Here is a 17,583-nt window from a genome sequence, read left to right on the forward strand (position 1 = left end):
CGGGAGCCGGAACCGTGGACGGTGCCCTGCACGTCCTGGTCGTCGACGACGACCCCGACACCGCATTCTTCGTGCGCACCGTGCTGAAGCGGGGCGGCATGACCGTGACCACGTGCGCCGACCCGCTCGAGGCCCTGGCACTGGCGTCCCGCATCGAGTTCGACGCGGCGATCACCGACATCGAGATGCCGGGGATGACCGGGCTGGAGTTCCTCGACCGGCTCCGCCTGCTGCGCGCCGACCTGCCCGTCACCGTGATGACCGCGCACGCATCGGTCGACTACGCCGTGGACGCCCTGCGCCGGCAGGCCGACGAGTTCCTCGTCAAGCCGGTGCCCAAGGACACCCTGGCCGCGACGATCCGCCGGCTGGCGGAGACCGCGCAGGCCAAGCGGGCCGCCGCCGCCCCGCGGCAGACCGTGCTGGCGATCGGCGCGCACCCCGACGACGTCGAGATCGGCGTCGGCGGCACGCTGGCCGCGCACCGCTCCGCCGGCGACCAGGTCGTGATCCTCACCCTGTCCCGCGGTGCCCGCGGCGGTGAGGCCGGTGACCGGCAGAACGAGTCGCTGGCCGCCGCCGAGCTGATCGGTGCCCGCCTGTTCCTCGAGGACCTCGAGGACACCCGGATCAGCCCGATGGACCCGACCATGTCGATCATCGAGCGGGTGGTGGCCGAGGTGCGGCCCACGATCGTCTACACGCACTCGGCCAACGACCGCCACCAGGACCACCGGGCGGTGCACCAGGCCGCGAGCGTGGCCACCCGCGACGTGCCGACCGTGGCCTGCTTCCAGAGCCCCTCGGCCACCATCGACTTCCGGCCCACCCGGTTCGTGAGCATCGACGGCTTCACCCGCACGAAGCTCGACCTGCTGCAGAGCTTCGCCTCGCAGGCCGGCATCCGCGCGTACCTCGAGGACGACTTCGTCCTGTCCACCGCCCGCTACTGGTCGCGGTACGGCACCGGTGGCCGTTACTGCGAGCCGCTCGAGGTGGTACGCGACGCCGGTGGCGTCGTCGGCGCGACCAGCGGGACGGCCGTCCAGCAGTCCTCCCCCGCCACGTCGACCACCCCGGAGCGCTTCGGTGTCTGATCCCACCCCCATCCGCGTCCTCGTCACCGGAGCCGGCGGCCCAGCCGGCATCGCCGTGCTGCGCTCGCTGGCCCGCCGCGACGACGTCGAGCTGCTGGCGGCCGACATGGACCGCTTCGCCAGCGGCCTCTACCTGGTCGACGCCCCCGCGCGGCACCTGGTCCGGCCCGGCCTCAGCGAGGACTTCGTCGACTCCCTCGTCGCCCTGTGCGAGCGGGAGCGGGTCGACGTCCTGTTCTCCACCGTCGACGTCGAGCTCCCCCGGCTCGCCGCCGAGCGCAAGCGGCTGGACGCGGTCGGCACCACGCTGGCCGCCCCGAGCCTGGAGACCCTCGAGGTCTGCCTGGACAAGTACGCGCTGGCCCAGCGCTGCACCGACGTCCTGCCCACCCCGCGCACCGCGCTGCTGGGCGAGACGGACCCGGACGGCTGGGACTACCCGGTGATCGTCAAGCCACGGCGGGGGGCCGGCTCCCGCGGCGTGCACCTGGTCGAGGACGCCGCCGCCCTGCGCGCCCTCGGCAGCGACGAGGACGTCCTGGTGCAGGCGCACCTGCCCGGGGACGAGTACTCGGTCGACACCCTGGCCGACGCCGACGGGCACGTGGTCGCCGCCGTCCCCCGGTCGCGGCTGCGGGTCGACTCCGGGGTCTCGGTCGCCGGCGCCACCGTGTCCGACCCGGAGCTGGAGGAGACCGCCCGCCGGGTCGCCTCGGCCATCGGCCTGGTGGGCGTGGCCAACGTCCAGCTCCGCCGCGACGCCGACGGCCGCCCCGCGCTGCTCGAGGTCAACCCGCGGTTCCCCGGCGCCATGCCGCTGACCGTCGCGGCCGGCGTGGACATGCCCTCGCTCGCGCTGGACCTCGCCCTGGGCCGGCCGCTGCCGGCCGAGGTGCCCTTCACCGAGCTCGCCGTCGTCCGGTACCTGGAGGACGTCTTCCTCGCGCCGTCCGACGTCGTCACCGAGGGGACCGCCCGATGACCGCACTCCTGGGTCAGCTGGACCTGCTGCTCACCGACCACCACGTGCACTCCACCTGGTCCGACGACGCGCTCAGCGCGCCGATGGAGAACCTGGTCGCCGCCCGCGACACCGGGCTGGCCAGCATCCGCATGGTCGACCACGTCCGGACCACGACGGCCTGGGTGCCCGGCTTCCTCGCCGAGGTGGCGGCGCTGCCCCGCATCGACGGCCTGGAGGTACTGACCGGGGTCGAGGCCAAGATCCTGGACGCCTCCGGGCGGCTGGACGTGCCCGAGGACCTGGTCGTCGGCCCCGGCGGGGTGGACCGCATCCTCATCGCCGACCACCAGTTCCCCGGGCCGGACGGCCCGTGGAGCCCGCGGCGCACGCTCGACGAGATGGCCGAGGGGCTGTCGGCCCAGGACGCGCTGTCGATCCTGGTCGACGCGACCGTCCGGGCGATGGACCGGGCCGGGCGGGGCCAGCTGGCCCACCTGTTCTCCCTGCTGCCCAAGATCGGCATGCACGAGAGCGAGCTGCTCGACGAGCACATCGCCGCGATCGCCACCGCCGCCGTCCGCACCGGGACGACGGTCGAGGTCAACGAGAAGTGGCGCTGCCCCGGCCCGCGCGTGGTGCTGGCCCTCGCCGCGGCCGGGGTGACCCTGGTCGGCTCCACCGACAGCCACGAGGCGACGACCGTGGGCCGCTACTCGTGGGTGGCCGACGCGGCGTCCGCTACCCGGCTGGTGGGTGCCCGGTGACCGACGTCCTCTCCGCCGCCCCCGACGTGGCCTCGATCGGGGAGACCGTGCTGACCTGGTTCCTGCTCGTGCTGGTCGCCACCGGCGCGATCCCCGTCGTGGCCGGGCTGGCGCAGTTCCTGGTGATCCCGTTCCACGCGGTGCGCAACCACTACCGGGAGACCGGCCCGTACCTGCCCAACGTCGCGGTGGTGATCCCGGCCTGGAACGAGGCCGCGGTGCTCACCACCTCCATCGAGCGGCTGATGGGGCTGGACTACCCGCCGGACCGGCTGCGCGTGTACGTGGTCGACGACGCCAGCACCGACGACACCCCTGCCGTGCTCGCCGCCTGCGCCGCGCGCTTCCCCGGCCGGGTCGTGCACCTGCGCCGCGAGAAGGGCGGCGAGGGCAAGGCGCACACGCTCAACCACGGGCTGCGCGAGATCCTCGCCGACGACTGGATGGAGGCGCTCCTGATCATGGACGCCGACGTCAAATACGAGCCGGCCTCGCTGCGCAAGATGACCCGCCACCTGGCCGACCCCACGGTCGGCGCGGTGACCGCGTACATCCGCGAGGGCAGCGGCGACCCCGAGGGCATCACCCGCTTCATCGGGTTCGACTACCTGGCCGCGCAGGCCGCCTCGCGCCGGGCGCAGAACGTGGCCGGCGCGATGGCCTGCCTGGCCGGTGGCGCGCAGCTGCACTCGCGGGAGAACCTCGTGGCGATCGGCGGCCAGATCGACACCTCGTCCCTGGCCGAGGACACCGTCACGACGTTCCGCACCCAGCTCGCCGGGCGCCGGGTCGTCTTCGAGCCGCACGCCCGCGTGCTGGCCGAGGAGCCGGCCGGCGTCGACGCGCTGTGGAAGCAGCGGCTGCGCTGGGCGCGCGGCAACGTGCAGATCACCTCGATGTACCGGCACCTGTGGTTCCGCCGGTCGGTGCACCCGGGGCTCGGCGGCTTCTTCTTCGGCGTCTTCTGGTTCGCGATCCTGCTGCTGCCGGTGGCGATGCTGCTGACCTCGATCGGCCTCACCGGGCTGTACCTGCTCGACAGCGAGCTGGCCTCGCAGGTCTTCGGCGCGGCGGTGTTCGTGCCGATCGCGACCTTCGTCTTCATGATCACGCTGACCATGTCGGTCGACCCGCGGACCGGTCTGAAGGTGTGGCGGGAGGCGCTGCTGTTCCCGGGCGCGATCTCCTTCGTCGTCCTGCTGTCGGCCGCCTTCCCCGGCGTCGTCCCGCTGTCGGGCACCGCGGAGACGGTGTGGACGCTCTTCGTCTACAGCTGGCTGGTGCTCTGCATCCCGCTGGCCTACGGCGTGCGGAAGCTGGAGGGCACCCGCTGGGGCCGGCCGGTCACGCCGCTGGCGCTCTACCTGGTCGGCTTCGGGCCGATGATGTGCGCGATCACCGTGGACGCCTACGTCAAGGAGTTCCGCGGGGCCGCGATGACCTGGGACAAGACCGAGAAGACCGGGAGGGTCACCGTATGAGCACCGTCCACCGCCTGGTCGGGGCCGGGCAGCCGTTCCGGGTCAGCCCGCCCGTCGTCCTCACCGAGGAGCTGCTCGTCCGCTGCGGCGGGCTGCCCCCGGTGTGGGCCGACCCGGTCGCGTTGGCCGACGAGACGGAGGCCGACCGGGTGCGCGAGCGCCGGCTGTGGGTCGGGCTCGCCGTGGCGGTCGCCGTCGTCGTGCTGCTGTACCTGGTGCGCACCGCCGTCCTCGGCGCCTGAGACCGCGGCCCGGCCGTCCCCCTGCCCCTGGGACGGCCGGTCCGCACTCGTCGGCTGCCTCAGACGAAGGCGCTGATCCCGGTGAGCGCCCGGCCGACGATGAGCTGGTTGATCTCCCGGGTGCCCTCGTAGGAGTAGAGCGCCTCGGCGTCGTTGAAGAACCGGACGACGTCGCGCTCGAGCAGGATGCCGTTGCCACCGAGCAGCTCGCGCGCCCAGCCCACGGTCTCCCGCGCCTGGCTGGTCACGTAGCTCTTGGCCAGCGCGGCGTGGTCGTCCCGGAACACCCCCTCCTCCTGCAGCTGCGCCACGCGGACGGCCATGCCGAGGCTGGCCGTGACGTTGCCGGCCATCCGCGCCAGCAGGTCCTGGATCAGCTGGAAGCCGGCGATCGGGCGGCCGAACTGCTCCCGCTCCTTGGCGTAGGCCAGCGCGGCCTCGAACGCCCCCATCTGGCAGCCGACGGCGTTCCAGGCGACCCCGCCGCGGGTCAGCTTGAGCACCCGGTTCACGTCCTTGAACGTGTTGCCGTGCTCGAGCTTGTTCTCCGCCGGGATGCGGCAGCCCTCGAAGGTGATGTCCGCGTTCTGCACCGTGCGCAGCGCGTACTTGCCCTCCATCTTGGTCGCGGTGAACCCGGCGGTGCCCTTCTCGACGACGAACGTCTTCACCGAGTCGTCGGCGACGTCGCGGGCGAAGACGACAACGAGGTCGGCGAAGGTGCCGTTGCCGATCCACCGCTTGGCGCCGTCGATCACCCACTCGTCGCCGTCGCGCCGGGCCGTGGTCTCCAGGCCGAGCGCGACGTCGGAGCCACCGTGCGGCTCGGTGAGCGCGAAGCAGCCGATCTTGTCCAGCGCGAGCATGCCCGGCAGCCAGCGGCGCTTCTGCTCCTCGGAGCCGAGGGTGACGATCGATCCCATCGCCAGCCCGTTGTGCACGCCGAGGAAGGTGGCCATCGACGGGTCGACCCGGGAGGCCTCCAGGGAGATGAAGCCGGTGAACAGGCGGGAGCCCCGCGGGGAGCCCTCGGTGTCGTAGCTGCGGCCGACCAGCCCGGCCTCGGCGAACCGCGGGATCAGGTCCATCGGGAAGGTGGCGGCCTCCCAGTGCTCGTTGACCCCGGGCTTGACCTCGGTCTGCAGGAAGTCCCGGATGCCGGCCAGTTCCTCGCGCTCCTCGGCCGACAGCAGCGACTCGTAGGCGTAGAGGTCTCCGGTGATCACGTCGTCGCTCACGTGCAGGTCCTCTCGTCGATGTCCTCCGGCCCCTACCCGTCCGGCGTGGGCCGCAACTCGATCGCGGCCGACGGCGTCGGTGCCGTGGCGGCCCGGTGGACGGCGTGCTCGGCGAAGCCGCGCTCCCCGGCGACGCGGCGGACCGCCGTCCGGATCGCCTCGTCGGCGCCCGGGCCCATCACCGAGAAGGCCACGAGGACGCGACCGCCGGGCGCGAGCACGCGCCGGACGACGTCCCACTCCGGCGCCGGCGGCGTCCAGAACGCCCGGACGTCGAACGACACGACGACGTCGAACGAGTGCTCCAGGAGGTCGGCCGTGGCCAGCGTCGCGGTCTGCAGGCTCACCCGCCCGGCCTCGATCGCGGCGCGGTTGCGCCGGGTGGCCGCGGCCACCATGGTCGCCGAGCGGTCGACGGCGACCAGCGGACCCGCTCCCGGCCGTCCGGCGAGCAGGTCGACGAGCACGCCGTGGCCGCAGCCGACCTCCAGCACGCGCTGCCCCGGGGCGGGTGCGACCACGCCGGCCGCCCAGGCCAGCCGCTCGGAGGCCCGCACGGGCACCTCAGCTGAGCATCCGGGTACCGGGCGGCAGCGCGCCGCCCGCCAGCAGCGCCGCCGTCGCGTCCTGCAGTGCGGTGAGCGCCACCCGCTGCGCGAACGGACCGGTGGAGACCCGGGCGACGCCCAGCCGCTCCAGCTCGGCGACCGGTGGCGTGGCCCCCGGGACGGCCAGCACGCTGAGCCGCCCGCGCCCCAGCGCCTCGACCAGCGCGGCGATCTCGGCGGCCGCCGCCACGCCCGGCACGAACACCGCGGCCGCCCCCGCCGCCAGGAAGGCCCGCCCCCGGCGCACCGCCTCGTCGAGCAGCGCGGCGCGGTCGGCGCCGTCGGGAGCGTGCAGGACGGCGTCGGTCCGGGCGTTCAGCACGAAGTCGAGGCCCGCGGCGCGGCCGGCCACCAGCACCTCCCCCACCGCGGCCACCGCCTCGTCCAGCGGCCGCATCCCGTCCTCCAGGTTGCCGCCCACCGCGCCGGCCGCGATCGCGCGCTGCGCCGTCCCGCCCGGATCCCCGTAGCCGGCCTCCAGGTCCACCGACACCGGCAGGTCCACGGCGGCGGTGATCCGCCGCACCACGTCCAGGTGCAGGTCCAGCGGGATGCGCTCGCCGTCCTCGTACCCCAGGGACGCGGCGATGGAGTGGCTGGCGGTGGCCAGGGCGCCGGTCCCGGCCGTCCCGGCGACGACCCTGGCCGAGGTCACGTCCCAGACGTTGGCCAGGACGAGGATCCGCGGACCGGTCTGGAGCCTCAGGAGCGCGCGGGCGCGGGACGCCGGGTCGGGCATGACGGCAACCTAGGGGCCGCCGGCAGAACCTGACCAGCCGGTCTGGCGCGGAGCGGTTAGGAGAGGCTAACCTCCACCCGACGCCCCGGTGCCCGCACCGGGGCCCGCCCGCCCGCCGTCTCCCGTAAGGCGACCGCTGCATGTACGTGTGCCACTGCAACGTGGTGACCGACCGCGACATCCTCGAGGCGATCGCCAACGGCGCGACCTGCATCGCTGACGTCGCCCGGGCCACCGGTGCCGGACGGACCTGCGGCAACTGCGTCGACTCGCTCCGGGACCTCGTGTGTCAGCATTGCCCGGTGCGAGCCGAGCGCACCACCGAGCGCCCGGCCGAGCGAGAGCTGGGAGTATCCGGTGCAGCCCGTTAGCCCCCGCGTGGTCGAACTGCTGAACGACGCGCTGACCTTCGAACTCACGGTCACCAACACGTACTTCCTCAACGCCCGGATGCTCGACGCCTGGGGCCTGCCCAAGCTCGGCAAGGTCTTCTACGACCTCTCCATCGACGAGATGCGCGACGCCGACGCCCTCATCCAGCGGATCCTGCTCTTCGACGGCCACCCCAACCTGCAGCGTCTCGGTGCGATCCGGGTGGGCGAGACCGCCGAGGAGATGCTGGTGCTCGCCCTCGACAGCGAGAAGGCCGCCGTCGCCCAGTTCAACGCCTCCGCCAAGGAGTGCCACGACCTCGGTGACCACGGCACCGCCTCGGTCTTCGAGGAGATGGTCCTCGACGAGGAGAAGCACGCCGACTGGTTCGAAGCGCAGCTCGCCGCCATCGAGCGGGTCGGCGCCCCGCAGTACCTGGCCGCGCAGATCGTCACCGACACGCCCTGAGCGGACCCGCCCCGGCGCACCGAGGGCCCCCTCCCGATCCCGGGAGGGGGCCCTCGCCGTCCCCGCGGTGAGCCGACCAGGAAGCCCTCGAGCGCGTCGAGCCCGGTGGGCACGCTCTGGATCGCCCGGCCGGCGTGTGCAAGACTGCCGGAAGCCAGGTGAGGCTAGCCTAAGTCGAGAGACGGCCTGCACCTGCCGGAGCCCGGGAGACGCCGTGACCGTCGAGACCCTGCAGGTTCCCGCCTACCGCACCTTCCCGGTGCGGGTCGCGCGGGTGCAGCGGCTGAGCCCGAGCTTCCTGCGGGTCACCTTCACCGGTCCGGAGATGGACGCCTTCGCCTCCAACGGCTTCGACCAGCGGATCAAGGTCATGCTCCCGCTGCCCGGTCGCGGCACCCTCGACTGCCCGGCCGGCGACGACTGGTACGGCGCGTGGCGGGCACTGCCGCCGGAGCGCCGGATGCCGATCCGCACGTACACGATCCGGGCACTGCGCACCGAGGTGGGCGAGGTCGACGTCGACTTCGTGCTGCACGGCGCCACCGGCCCGGCGTCGGCCTGGGCCGAGCGGGCGGGCGTCGGCGACGAGGTGGTGCTGGTCGCCCCGAACGCCTCGTTCCCCGGACCGACCGGCGGCTTCGAGTGGCACCCGCCGGCGGACGCCTCGTGCCTGCTCCTCGCGGGTGATGAGACCGCGGTCCCGGCGATCTGCGCGATCGTCGAGAGCCTGCCGGGCGGGCAGCACGCCCGGGTCCTGCTCGAGGTGCCGACGGCCGCCGACGCGCTGGACGTGGCGGCCCCGAGCGGCGTCCGGATCAGCTGGCTCCCCCGCTGGCCCGCCGACGGGACGGCCGCCGCGCCGCGGGGGCAGCTGCTCGCCGCCGCGGTGGCCGAGACGGTCCACGAGCTGGGCGACCTGCTGGCCCCCTCCCCCGTGGTCGAGCTGTCCGACGTCGACGTCGATGCCGAGATCCTCTGGGAGATCCCCGCCGTGGACGCCGCCCCGACGGCGTCCTCCGGCGTGTACGCCTGGCTGGCCGGGGAGGCCGGCGTGGTCAAGGGGCTGCGCCGCCACCTGGTCCAGGAGGTCGGCATCGACCGCCGGTCGGTGGCCTTCATGGGCTACTGGCGCGAGGGCCGCGGCTCCGACTGACGGGCCTGCGCCGACACCGGGCCGGCGCGCCGCGCCTGCCCCTCCGGTCCCGACCGGCCGGTCACCCGATCGGGCGTAGTCGGCCGCGCGGTGCTCCAGCACGGGCTCCCGGGCGCCGATGGCCCCGGTGCCGGACCGATCTCCGGGCCGGTCCACCGGTCCCCGGGCCGACTGGTGCGAAAGGACCGCTCTGGTGATCGCAGTGACCTGCCTCAACGGCGAGCACTTCTCCGTCGACCCCGACCACATCGAGCGCATCGAGCGGCGCGGCGACACCGTCGTCCACCTCGTCGACGGCACGCACTACGTGGTCGCGAGCGACTTCGAGGACGTCCTGCGCTCCATCGCGGTGCACCGCGCCGGCGCGCTCGCGGCCCGCGCGAAGCTGGTCAACGGCTACGCCGCCACGCCGACGGCGACCCGGCTCGCCCGCCGCGCGGCCGCCCTGGCCCGCGCCGTCCCGGACCGGAGCGCCGCGCAGGACTGATCACCGCAGGTTCAGGCGGGCGGGCGGGTCGCCTCGATGTGCGCGCGCAGGCCCGAGGCGAGGTCGTAGCGGCGCTCGTAGCCGATCAGCTCGCCGAGGGCCCGGCCGCTCACCTGCGTGGCCAGGCCGGCGACGTCCCGCTCCCCGTCCGAGGTGACCTCGAACCGGGCCTCCGGCACGATCTCCCGGACCAGCGCGGCGAGCTCCCGCATGGTCGTGGCGTCGCCTCCGGTGTTGAAGAAGTGGCGGTCGCCGAACGCCGCCGCGTCGAGCTCGACCAGCCGCACGAGCTGCTCGGCGACGTCCTCGACGTGGACGAGGCTCATCCGCGCGTCGCCGCGGCCCACCGTGACGGTCCGCCCCGTGGCGGCTCCCTCGATCGCCCCGGAGAGCCACCCCGACACCCCGCGCACCCCGCCCGGCCCGTAGACCGGGCTCGGCCGGATGCCCACGCACAGCAGGTCGTGCGTGCTGCGGTACACCCGGGCGAGCTGCTCGAGGTAGAGCTTCCCGGCGCCGTAGAGCGGCATGCCCGCGGCGAGGTACGGAGCGGCGTCCTCGGTGAGCGGGAGCTCCGCCGGCGCGTACGCCCCGTCGGCGCCGTAGACGGCGATGGAACTGGCGAGCACCACGCGCTGCACCCCGAACAGCCGCGCCGCCTCGAGCACCGTCGCGGTGCCCTGGACGTTCAGCTGGGTGGCGGCGTACGGGCGCCGGTTCGTGGCCTCCCCGAGGCTGTACGCGAGGTGCACGATCACGTCGACGTCCCGAGCCGCTGCGCCGACGTCGCCGAAGGACAGCACGTCCCCCGGGACGACCTCGACGTCGCCGGTCTGCCCGCCGTTCCGCGCCAGCGCGACCGGGTCCGGGGCGACGTCGAGCAGCCGGACGCGGTGGCCGCGCCCGGCGAGCGTGCGACCGGTCAGGCTGCCGATGATCCCGGTGCCACCGGTGACGAGCACGTGCATGTCTCCTCCTCGGGCCTCACGCGGCCATGTCGCGCCGCAGCTGCCCCGCGTACGTCCGGAAATCGACCTCGAGGCGGTAGCGCGCCGAGTTCACGAAGGTCGCGTCCACCCACCGGCGGTGCGCCGCGATCTCCTGAGCCATCGTCTCCGCATCCGGTAGCGGCACCTCCTCGGTCAGCACCCGGGCGATCCACCGGCCCTGGATCTCGACCAGCGGGATCGTCGGCCCGACGGGCTGCACCAGGCCCGCGAAGTACAGGCCGGGCGCCTCGGGGTGCGCGATGCGGCGGTACAGCTGCCCGCTCTCGGCCCGCGCCACGAGATCGGCGGGCAGGAACGGGAACGAGGGGTCGTACCCGGTCGCGTAGACGACGGCGTCGGCGGTCGTGCTGGTTCCGTCGGTGAAGCGGACCTCGCGCCCGTCGAACGACGCGATGTCGGGCCGCACCCGGATCCAGTCGTAGGCCACGTACTGCAGCAGCTCCTGGCCGATCGTGGCGTGCTCGCGGTGGATCGGGTGGGCCGGCTTCGGCACGCCGAAGCGCTCCTGCGGTCCGACGGCGACGCGGGCCACCGTCTTCACCACGTTCCGGGCGAGCGGCGTCGGCAGCCGCAGCTTGCGTGTCAGGAACGCCGACCACCGGTCGGTCGGCACGCCCAGGAGGTACTTGGGCAGGACCCAGGCGCTGCGCCGCGTGGAGAGGTGCACCTGCCCGGCGACCCGGGCGAGGTCGACGGCGATGTCGCAGCCGGAGTTGCCCATCCCGACCACGACGACGGACCTGCCGCTGAACGGCTCCGGCGTCCGGTAGTCGTGGGAGTGCAGCTCCTCCCCCGTGAACGTCCCCGGGAAGGAGGGGCGCCGGGGCACGCTCAGGTGCCCGTTGGCGACGACGACCGCGTCGTAGGTCCGGGCGCCGTGCCGGTCGGTGGTGACCGACCACCGGCTGCCCAGCCGCTGCACCGAGAGGACCTCGGTCGACGTCTGGACCGCGTCCGCGACGCCGAACTCGGCCGCGTAGCTCTCCAGGTACTCCAGCACGTGGCGCGCACGGAGGTACGCCGGCCGGCCGGGCGGCACCGGGAAGTCCGGGTACGCGAGGCTGCGCGAGCTGGTGTCGATCTGCAGCGAGCGGTAGGCCGACGAGGTGCCGCTGTCGTTGTCGTAGCGCCACAGACCGCCCAGCGCCGACCCCTTCTCGAACCAGTCGAAGTCGACACCCCGCTGCCGCAGGCTCTTGGCGACCGTCACGCCGGAGGCCCCCGCGCCGATGATGCAGACCTCCAACGAGCGCTCCGTCCCGTGCGTCGTCGCCATTCCTACCGGCCGGTCGGAAGGCTAGTGAGCGGCGTCTCTGGCTGTCAATGCGCTGGTACTGTCCGGCCCCGTGAGCAGCGCCGGAGCCGCGAACCCGCGGCGCGCCCAGATCATCGGGGTCGCCGCCGACCTGTTCGACCGGAACGGTTACCACGAGACGTCGATGCAGGCGATCGCCGACCGCACCGGAATCCGCAAGGCGTCGCTCTACCACTACTTCCGCAGCAAGGACGAGCTGCTGGTCGAACTGCACGGCACGCTGATGACCGTCGTCATCGACCGCCACCTGGACCGGCTCGGGGCCGGGCGGCTCGGGCCGCGCGACGAGCTCCGGGCGATGATGCGGGACGTCATCGGCCTGATGGACTCCCACCCGGGGCACCTGCGGATCTTCTTCGAGAGCTACCGGGAGCTGCCGCCCGACGCCCGCACTTCGGTCGCGGCGCAGCGATCCCGCTACCGGCAGCTGGTCGCCGACGTCATCGCGGCCGGCAACGAGGCCGGCGAGTTCGGCGACGTGGACCCGGGGATGACGAGCCTCGCGGTGCTGTCGCTGATGAACTGGACCTACCAGTGGTTCAGCCGCGGCGGCCCGCTCTCCACCGACGAGGTGGCCGACCACTTCTGGTCGATGCTCCTGAACGGCATCGGCACGTCGTCGGCGGCGCCCGGGCCCCCGCCTAGCGCCAGGTGAACTCGGCCTCCAGCTCGGTGAGGCGGAGGATCCGCTGCATCGCACGGGACGGCCGGTGCAGCTCCGGCCGGCGGCCGGCCGCGCGCAGGGCGGCCGTCTGCCGCAGCACCAGGCTCACTCCGGCGGCGCCGATGAACGTCACGGCCGCGGCATCGACGGCGACGACCGCGCCGGCCGACGGCGGCGGCGCCGAGGCCTCGAAGGCGAGGACGACCGCGGCGTCGACCTCCCCGGCCAGCACGAGGAGGAGGCCGCCGTCCGTGGGCGCGGTCCGGATCGAGCCGGCAGCAGGGACGTCGATCGGGGGCATGCAGACGGGCTCCGGGAGGTCGGGGGCGGCAGGCCGACGCTGGACCCCAGTGTTTACGACGTAAACAACCTGTCACGGCGACCCCGGCCGACGCAACCCCGCGGCGTCCTCACCTGCTGTTTCGATCCGACCCGATCCGATCCGCCGCCGGGCCAGGCCCGGGTCGGGGCAGACCTACACGGCTTGCGGAACAGCCGCCCGGTGCAGCACCTCGGCGTAGAGCGCCTCGTAGCCGTCGGCCATGACGGCCGGCGCGAAGCGGCCGGCGGCCGCCGAGGCGCACGCCGCCGGGTCGATCTCGTCGAGGCGGTGCAGCGCCGCGACGAAGGCGTCCTCGTCCTCGGCCAGGAAGCCGGTGACCCCGTGCTCGACGAGGGAGGGCAGGCAGCCCCGCGGGTGGGCGATGACCGGCGTTCCCGCGGCGAGCGCCTCGCACACCGCCGTCCCTCCGGGTTCGGGCCACCGGATCGGGAACAGCACCGCCCGCGACCGGCGGAGCAGGTCCTCCTTCTCCGCGCCCGACACGCTGCCGATCCAGCGGGCCCGGTCGTCGTCGAGCAGCGGGTCGACGTGCTCGAGGAACCACCGGACATCGGGGTAGCCGGCCACCGGGTGGGCCGGATCGGCGAGCGCCGCCTCGAGGGAGGCGCGGTCGGGCTGCCCGCCGACCGGCCCGGCGAGGACGAGCGGCACCCCGGCCGCACGGCAGGCACGCAGCGCGACGTCGGTGCCCTTCGCCTCGCACAGCCGGGACAGGACCAGGACGGCGTCGGACCGCTCGTCCCGCGGCACCGGCGGCTGCGCCGGGATCGGGACGGCGAGCGGCACCGCGCCCAGGGTCTGCCGCCGCAGCGCCGCGGGCCCCCGGGCAACCTGCGACTCCGAGACGCCGGCGAAGAAGACCCGACCCCGGCCGTCGAAGCGGGCGTAGAAGTCCGCGTTGCGCCGCAGGTCCCAGTGCAGCGTGTGCAGCACGGGCGGCGCGGCCGGGCCCAGGGCACCCAGCACCGCCGGGCCGACGACCTCCAGGTGCGTGTGCACCAGGTCGAAGGGGACCCCGGCGTCCTCGTGCCGGCGGATCTCCTCGACGACCGCGGACGCGTGCGCGTGCGCGACGCCCGTGACCTCCGGGTACGGGGCGGCCAGCCGCTCGAAGCGCCCGCTCGGGAAGGCGGCCACCCGGCCGTCAGCCGGTAGCGTGCTGTCCCCGACGGTGGCCAGGACGACCGTGTGCCCGCGACGGCGCAGCTCGGTGGTGAGCGTCGCGACGACGTTCTCCAGCCCCCCGTAGCCGACCGGCGGCACCGGCAGCCACGGGCCGGCGTCCATGAGGATCTTCACCGGCCCGCCCCGGGGACGCGCGCTCCGCGGTAGCCGGGCACCGTGCGCATCGGCGGCCGCTCGCGCACGCCCACCTCCCAGGTCACCGCCTCGATCGCCATGCCCGTCCGCACGTACTGCACCAGCGTGTCGCCGGGGACCCCGACGCCCGGGCAGCGGGCCAGCGCCGTCTGCAGCACCTGCCCGGCCATCCGCCCGAGGGCGGCGTCGCTCTGGTGGCCGTGCCGGCGCGTGCCGAGGTCCACCTGGGCCAGGGCGTCGATGCCGGCGAGCTCGGCGAGGTCGATGAGCAGACCCAGCTCGACGCCGTAGTGGGAGACGAACGGCACCTGCTCGAGCAGCTCCCGCCGGCCGGCGTACTCGCCGGACAGCGGCTGCACGAACCCCGACAGGTGCGGCCACAGCGCCCCGAGCAGCGGGCGCGCGGTCAGCTCGGTGACCCGCCCGCCGCCGGTGGGCGCGAGGCCCTCGCTGGTCGCCAGCGGCCGGTCGTAGAGCCCCTTGACGTACCCGATCGTCGGGTCGGTGAGCAACGGGCCGAGCAGTCCCACGACGAAGACGGGGTCGAACGCCACGAGGTCGGAGTCCACGAACGCCAGCAGGTCCCCGGACGTCACGTACAGCGACTTCCAGAGCGCCTCGCCCTTGCCCGGGACGTGCCCGCGCTCGGGCAGGACGTCGTCGACGTGGACGACGCGCGCCCCGGCGTCCCGGGCGCAGGCCGCGGTCCGGTCGGTGGACCCGCTGTCGACCACGACCACCTCGTCGACGAGCGGCACCCCGTCGACGAGGTCGCGGCGGAGGGCGGTGACGATCGCGCCGACCGTCCGCTCCTCGTCCAGCGCGGGCAGCACCACGCTCACCGTGAGGTCCTGGCAGCGTTTGCGCTCGAGCAGGAGGTGCGGGTCGTAGTCCAGCGCGCGGAAGGTCCGGCGGTGCAGCCAGTGGGCGACGTCGGTGCGCATTCCTGCCCTCTCGGTCGGGTGCTGCCGTCTCATCCCCGTCGGCACTGGATACCGGTCGGCGGGCCGCCCGTCACCGGGAACGCGCGCGGCACCTGCACCGGGACGGCACGATGCCGGCATGGGCATCCGGGTGGGCTTGGTCGGGGCGGGCGGCGTCGGCGCCCGCCATGCGCGTGTGCTGTCGGGCTTCGAGGACGTCGAGCTGACCGGGATCTGGGACGCCGGCCCCGGTGCGGCGGCGGCCCTGGCCGCCGAGGTCGGGGCACCGGAGGCCCGCGACCTGGCCGACCTGCTCGGCCGGCGGCCGGACGCCGTGTGGCTCTGCGTCCCACCCTTCGCCCACGGCGACCTCGAGCAGGCGGTGATCCGCGCCGGGCTGCCCTTCTTCGTGGAGAAGCCGCTGGCCGCGGACCTGCCGACGGCCGAGCGGGTGGCCGCGGCGGTGGCGGCCGCCGGCCTGCCGACGGCGACCGGCTACCACTGGCGGCACCTGGACACCGTCGGCCGGGCGCGGACCGCGCTGGCCGGCCGCCCGGTGCGCCTGGTCGACGCGCGCTGGTGGGGCACGACGCCACCGCCGGCCTGGTGGAGCCGCTCGGACCGGTCGGGCGGTCAGCTCGTGGAGCAGGCAACGCACGTGCTGGACCTGGTCCGGGTACTGGCCGGCGAGGTCGCCGAGGTGGTCGGCGGCGCGGCGCCGTCCACGCGGGAGGGGCGCGACGTGCCCGACGCGACCGCCGCCGTGCTGCGGCTGGTGTCGGGCGCGGTGGGGACGGTCAGCACCTCCTGCGTGCTCCCGGCGCCGACCGCGGCCGGGCTGGAGGTGGTCGCCGACGGGACGTCGGTCCACCTCACCGAGACCACGCTGCGGGTGCGCACCCCCGCGGGCGACGAGGACACCGCCCCGACCGTCGAGCCGCGCACCGCCGTCGACCGGGCGTTCGTCGACGTGGTGTCCGGCCGGGCCGCACCGCCGGGGCTGGTGGACGTCGCCGAGGCCCTGGCCACCCACCGCCTGGGCTGGGCGGTGGCCGAGGCCGCGCGCACCGGGACGTCCGTCCGGGTGGGCCGGTGAGCACCGTGCGGACGCTCGTGGTGCCGCGGGCCGGGGTCCTCGAGATCGAGGAGACACCGGAGCCGCCACTGGCCGACGGCCGGTTCCGGGCGGAGACGCTGTACAGCGGGGTGTCCGCGGGGACCGAGCTGACCTGGTACCGCGGGACCAGCCCGTACCTGGCGACCGGCTGGGACGCCGAGCTCGGCCTGTTCGGCCCGGCCGGGGCCACCCGGTCGTTCCCGGTGCGACGGCTGGGCTACATGGAGGTCGCCCGGGTGACCGACAGCCGCACCGCCGCGGTGGCCGCGGGGGCGGTCGTGGCGATGGCCTACGGCCACTCGACCGTCGTCCACGGCGACCCGGTGGGCCAGCACGTGGTGCCGCTGCCCGCCGGGCTCGACCCGCGGCTCGGCGTCTACGTGGCCCACCTCGGGCCCATCTGCGCGAACGGGCTGCTGCACGCCGCCGCCGACGCCGGGGGCACGAGGCTGGCCGACGGCGTCGCCGGCCGGCTCGTGGTGGTGGTCGGCGGCGGGGCGATCGGCCTGCTGGTCGGGTTGCTCGCCCGGGTGCACGGGGCCGCCGAGGTCGTCGTCGTCGACCCCACCCGCGAGCGGCGGGCCGCCGCAACCGGCCTCGGGCTGACCGCCGTCGACGACACCCCGGACGTGGCCCGGGAACTCAAGACGAGGTGGCGGCACGGCACGGCCGACCACGGCGCCGACGTGGTGTTCCAGTGCCGCGGGCAGTCCGCGGCACTGGCGACCGCCCTGCGCTGTGCCCGGCCCCAGGCGACCGTGGTCGACCTCGCCTTCTACACCGGCGGCGCCGCCGACCTCGCCCTCGGCGAGGAGTTCCACCACAACGGGCTGTCGGTGCGGTGCGCCCAGATCGGACGGGTGCCGCGGGGACTGGCGCACCTGTGGGACCGCGCCCGGCTCTCGCGGGAGACCCTGGCCCTGCTGGCGGGCTCCGGCGACCTCGTCCGCGCACACCTGCTCACCGACGTCGTCCCCTTCGACGACGCGCCGGCCTTCTTCGCCGACCTCAGCGACCGGCGCCGCCACGCGCTGTCGGCGGTGCTCGAGGTTGCGCCGTCCTGAGCGGCCGGCCGCGACCGGGATGCACCTCGACCAACGAGAACGGACCAGAGCTATCGCGTGCACTCCCGATTCGACGTCGTCGCCGGCATGCTCGGCCGCCAGTTCCCGCAAGTCGAGGCGATCCTGCGCGGCGCATCCGATGACGTGCTTGCTTGGCGTCTTCCGCGCATCTGACGCAACATGTGCGTTCGACACTGGCCGTCACTGGGGGATG

Annotated in this window: 20 protein-coding genes; 12 read left to right on the forward strand and 8 right to left on the reverse strand. The window is 74.5% G+C overall.

All coding sequences use genetic code 11. The annotated features are described in order from the left end of the window. The first annotated feature begins 14 nt into the window (after positions 1 to 14). The 5 genes from O2W17_RS04105 to O2W17_RS04125 are packed head-to-tail and all read left to right on the forward strand — an operon-like array spanning position 15 to position 4,548. Entirely contained in the window at positions 15 to 1,097 is a 1,083-nt protein-coding gene (locus O2W17_RS04105; protein ID WP_269191124.1) for a response regulator, read from the forward strand. Continuing rightward, positions 1,090 to 2,079 carry an ATP-grasp domain-containing protein gene (locus O2W17_RS04110; RefSeq protein WP_269191125.1) on the forward strand — a complete coding sequence of 330 codons (990 nt, stop codon included), beginning with the start codon at positions 1,090 to 1,092 and terminating at the stop codon, positions 2,077 to 2,079. The genes O2W17_RS04105 and O2W17_RS04110 overlap by 8 nt, the downstream gene beginning before the upstream one ends. After that, complete coding sequence (locus O2W17_RS04115; protein WP_269191126.1) at positions 2,076 to 2,825, forward strand: histidinol-phosphatase; 750 nt, start codon at positions 2,076 to 2,078, stop codon at positions 2,823 to 2,825. The genes O2W17_RS04110 and O2W17_RS04115 overlap by 4 nt, the downstream gene beginning before the upstream one ends. Next, positions 2,822 to 4,306 carry a glycosyltransferase gene (locus O2W17_RS04120; protein ID WP_269191127.1) on the forward strand — a complete coding sequence of 495 codons (1,485 nt, stop codon included), beginning with the start codon at positions 2,822 to 2,824 and terminating at the stop codon, positions 4,304 to 4,306. The genes O2W17_RS04115 and O2W17_RS04120 overlap by 4 nt, the downstream gene beginning before the upstream one ends. After that, the gene (locus O2W17_RS04125) at positions 4,303 to 4,548 is read left to right on the forward strand and encodes a hypothetical protein (RefSeq protein ID WP_269191128.1); all 246 of its coding nucleotides are present in this window, start codon (positions 4,303 to 4,305) and stop codon (positions 4,546 to 4,548) included. The genes O2W17_RS04120 and O2W17_RS04125 overlap by 4 nt, the downstream gene beginning before the upstream one ends. A gap of 59 nt (positions 4,549 to 4,607) precedes the next feature. Here the strand turns inward: O2W17_RS04125 and O2W17_RS04130 are convergent, their stop codons facing one another. From O2W17_RS04130 to O2W17_RS04140, 3 genes are read right to left on the reverse strand one after another with little or no spacing between them, the layout of a single operon-like run. Beyond that, on the reverse strand, positions 4,608 to 5,786 hold the full coding sequence (locus O2W17_RS04130; RefSeq protein ID WP_269191129.1) for an acyl-CoA dehydrogenase family protein: 1,179 nt from the start codon (positions 5,784 to 5,786) through the stop codon (positions 4,608 to 4,610). Positions 5,787 to 5,818: 32 nt separating this feature from the next. Next, positions 5,819 to 6,343, reverse strand: coding sequence for a class I SAM-dependent methyltransferase (locus O2W17_RS04135; RefSeq protein WP_269191130.1), 525 nt, complete (start codon positions 6,341 to 6,343; stop codon positions 5,819 to 5,821). A gap of 7 nt (positions 6,344 to 6,350) precedes the next feature. After that, positions 6,351 to 7,133, reverse strand: a complete 783-nt coding sequence (locus tag O2W17_RS04140) for an isocitrate lyase/PEP mutase family protein (protein WP_269191131.1) — start codon at positions 7,131 to 7,133, stop codon at positions 6,351 to 6,353. Positions 7,134 to 7,273: 140 nt separating this feature from the next. Between O2W17_RS04140 and O2W17_RS22265 the strand changes: the two genes are divergently transcribed. The 4 genes from O2W17_RS22265 (at position 7,274) to O2W17_RS04155 (ending at position 9,613) form a co-directional block, all read left to right on the forward strand. Continuing rightward, a complete protein-coding gene (locus tag O2W17_RS22265; protein WP_442864507.1) occupies positions 7,274 to 7,504 on the forward strand; it encodes a (2Fe-2S)-binding protein in 231 nt (76 codons plus the stop codon). A gap of 7 nt (positions 7,505 to 7,511) precedes the next feature. Next, positions 7,512 to 7,973, forward strand: coding sequence for a bacterioferritin (gene bfr, locus O2W17_RS04145; RefSeq protein WP_269191132.1), 462 nt, complete (start codon positions 7,512 to 7,514; stop codon positions 7,971 to 7,973). A gap of 214 nt (positions 7,974 to 8,187) precedes the next feature. Continuing rightward, entirely contained in the window at positions 8,188 to 9,126 is a 939-nt protein-coding gene (locus tag O2W17_RS04150) for a siderophore-interacting protein (RefSeq protein WP_269191133.1), read from the forward strand. Positions 9,127 to 9,319: 193 nt separating this feature from the next. After that, positions 9,320 to 9,613 carry a flagellar FlbD family protein gene (locus tag O2W17_RS04155; protein ID WP_269191134.1) on the forward strand — a complete coding sequence of 98 codons (294 nt, stop codon included), beginning with the start codon at positions 9,320 to 9,322 and terminating at the stop codon, positions 9,611 to 9,613. 11 nt (positions 9,614 to 9,624) lie between these two features. Here the strand turns inward: O2W17_RS04155 and O2W17_RS04160 are convergent, their stop codons facing one another. Then, positions 9,625 to 10,581, reverse strand: coding sequence for an NAD-dependent epimerase/dehydratase family protein (locus O2W17_RS04160; protein WP_269191135.1), 957 nt, complete (start codon positions 10,579 to 10,581; stop codon positions 9,625 to 9,627). A 16-nt stretch (positions 10,582 to 10,597) separates the two neighbouring features. Further along, the gene (locus O2W17_RS04165) at positions 10,598 to 11,869 is read right to left on the reverse strand and encodes a flavin-containing monooxygenase (protein WP_269191136.1); all 1,272 of its coding nucleotides are present in this window, start codon (positions 11,867 to 11,869) and stop codon (positions 10,598 to 10,600) included. A gap of 100 nt (positions 11,870 to 11,969) precedes the next feature. On the opposite strand from O2W17_RS04165, the gene O2W17_RS04170 reads away from it, so the two are divergent. Further along, a complete protein-coding gene (locus O2W17_RS04170; protein ID WP_269191137.1) occupies positions 11,970 to 12,593 on the forward strand; it encodes a TetR/AcrR family transcriptional regulator in 624 nt (207 codons plus the stop codon). Here the strand turns inward: O2W17_RS04170 and O2W17_RS04175 are convergent. The 3 genes from O2W17_RS04175 to O2W17_RS04185 all read right to left on the reverse strand — a co-directional run bounded on the left by O2W17_RS04175 (position 12,580) and on the right by O2W17_RS04185 (position 15,209). Next, the gene (locus O2W17_RS04175; protein ID WP_269191138.1) at positions 12,580 to 12,903 is read right to left on the reverse strand and encodes an STAS domain-containing protein; all 324 of its coding nucleotides are present in this window, start codon (positions 12,901 to 12,903) and stop codon (positions 12,580 to 12,582) included. The two genes, O2W17_RS04170 and O2W17_RS04175, sit on opposite strands and share 14 nt — an antisense overlap. Before the next feature lie 174 nt (positions 12,904 to 13,077). Continuing rightward, positions 13,078 to 14,244: a glycosyltransferase gene (locus tag O2W17_RS04180; RefSeq protein WP_269191139.1), complete on the reverse strand. Its 1,167-nt coding sequence runs from the start codon at positions 14,242 to 14,244 to the stop codon at positions 13,078 to 13,080. After that, positions 14,241 to 15,209, reverse strand: a complete 969-nt coding sequence (locus tag O2W17_RS04185; RefSeq protein ID WP_269191140.1) for a glucosyl-3-phosphoglycerate synthase — start codon at positions 15,207 to 15,209, stop codon at positions 14,241 to 14,243. The genes O2W17_RS04180 and O2W17_RS04185 overlap by 4 nt, the downstream gene beginning before the upstream one ends. Positions 15,210 to 15,327: 118 nt before the next feature. Here O2W17_RS04185 and O2W17_RS04190 point away from each other — a divergent pair, with 118 nt between their 5' ends. Then, positions 15,328 to 16,284, forward strand: a complete 957-nt coding sequence (locus tag O2W17_RS04190; protein WP_269191141.1) for a Gfo/Idh/MocA family protein — start codon at positions 15,328 to 15,330, stop codon at positions 16,282 to 16,284. Next, complete coding sequence (locus O2W17_RS04195; protein ID WP_269191142.1) at positions 16,281 to 17,369, forward strand: zinc-dependent alcohol dehydrogenase; 1,089 nt, start codon at positions 16,281 to 16,283, stop codon at positions 17,367 to 17,369. Before O2W17_RS04190 ends, O2W17_RS04195 begins: the two co-directional genes overlap by 4 nt. Positions 17,370 to 17,583 lie beyond the last annotated feature (214 nt).

The sequence above is a fragment of the Blastococcus sp. VKM Ac-2987 genome (assembly GCF_026967805.1).
Classification (GTDB): Bacteria; Actinomycetota; Actinomycetes; order Mycobacteriales; family Geodermatophilaceae; genus Blastococcus.

What these genes read in the sequence shown, in the direction of transcription:
- O2W17_RS04160 (WP_269191135.1), bottom strand. Translation starts at nt 10,581, where the DNA reads ATGCACGTGCTCGTCACCGGTGGCACCGGGATCATCGGCAGCCTGACC.
- O2W17_RS04115 (WP_269191126.1), top strand. Translation starts at nt 2,076, where the DNA reads ATGACCGCACTCCTGGGTCAGCTGGACCTGCTGCTCACCGACCACCAC.
- O2W17_RS04185 (WP_269191140.1), bottom strand. Translation starts at nt 15,209, where the DNA reads ATGCGCACCGACGTCGCCCACTGGCTGCACCGCCGGACCTTCCGCGCG.
- O2W17_RS04140 (WP_269191131.1), bottom strand. Translation starts at nt 7,133, where the DNA reads ATGCCCGACCCGGCGTCCCGCGCCCGCGCGCTCCTGAGGCTCCAGACC.
- O2W17_RS04125 (WP_269191128.1), top strand. Translation starts at nt 4,303, where the DNA reads ATGAGCACCGTCCACCGCCTGGTCGGGGCCGGGCAGCCGTTCCGGGTC.
- O2W17_RS04175 (WP_269191138.1), bottom strand. Translation starts at nt 12,903, where the DNA reads ATGCCCCCGATCGACGTCCCTGCTGCCGGCTCGATCCGGACCGCGCCC.
- O2W17_RS22265 (WP_442864507.1), top strand. Translation starts at nt 7,274, where the DNA reads ATGTACGTGTGCCACTGCAACGTGGTGACCGACCGCGACATCCTCGAG.
- O2W17_RS04190 (WP_269191141.1), top strand. Translation starts at nt 15,328, where the DNA reads ATGGGCATCCGGGTGGGCTTGGTCGGGGCGGGCGGCGTCGGCGCCCGC.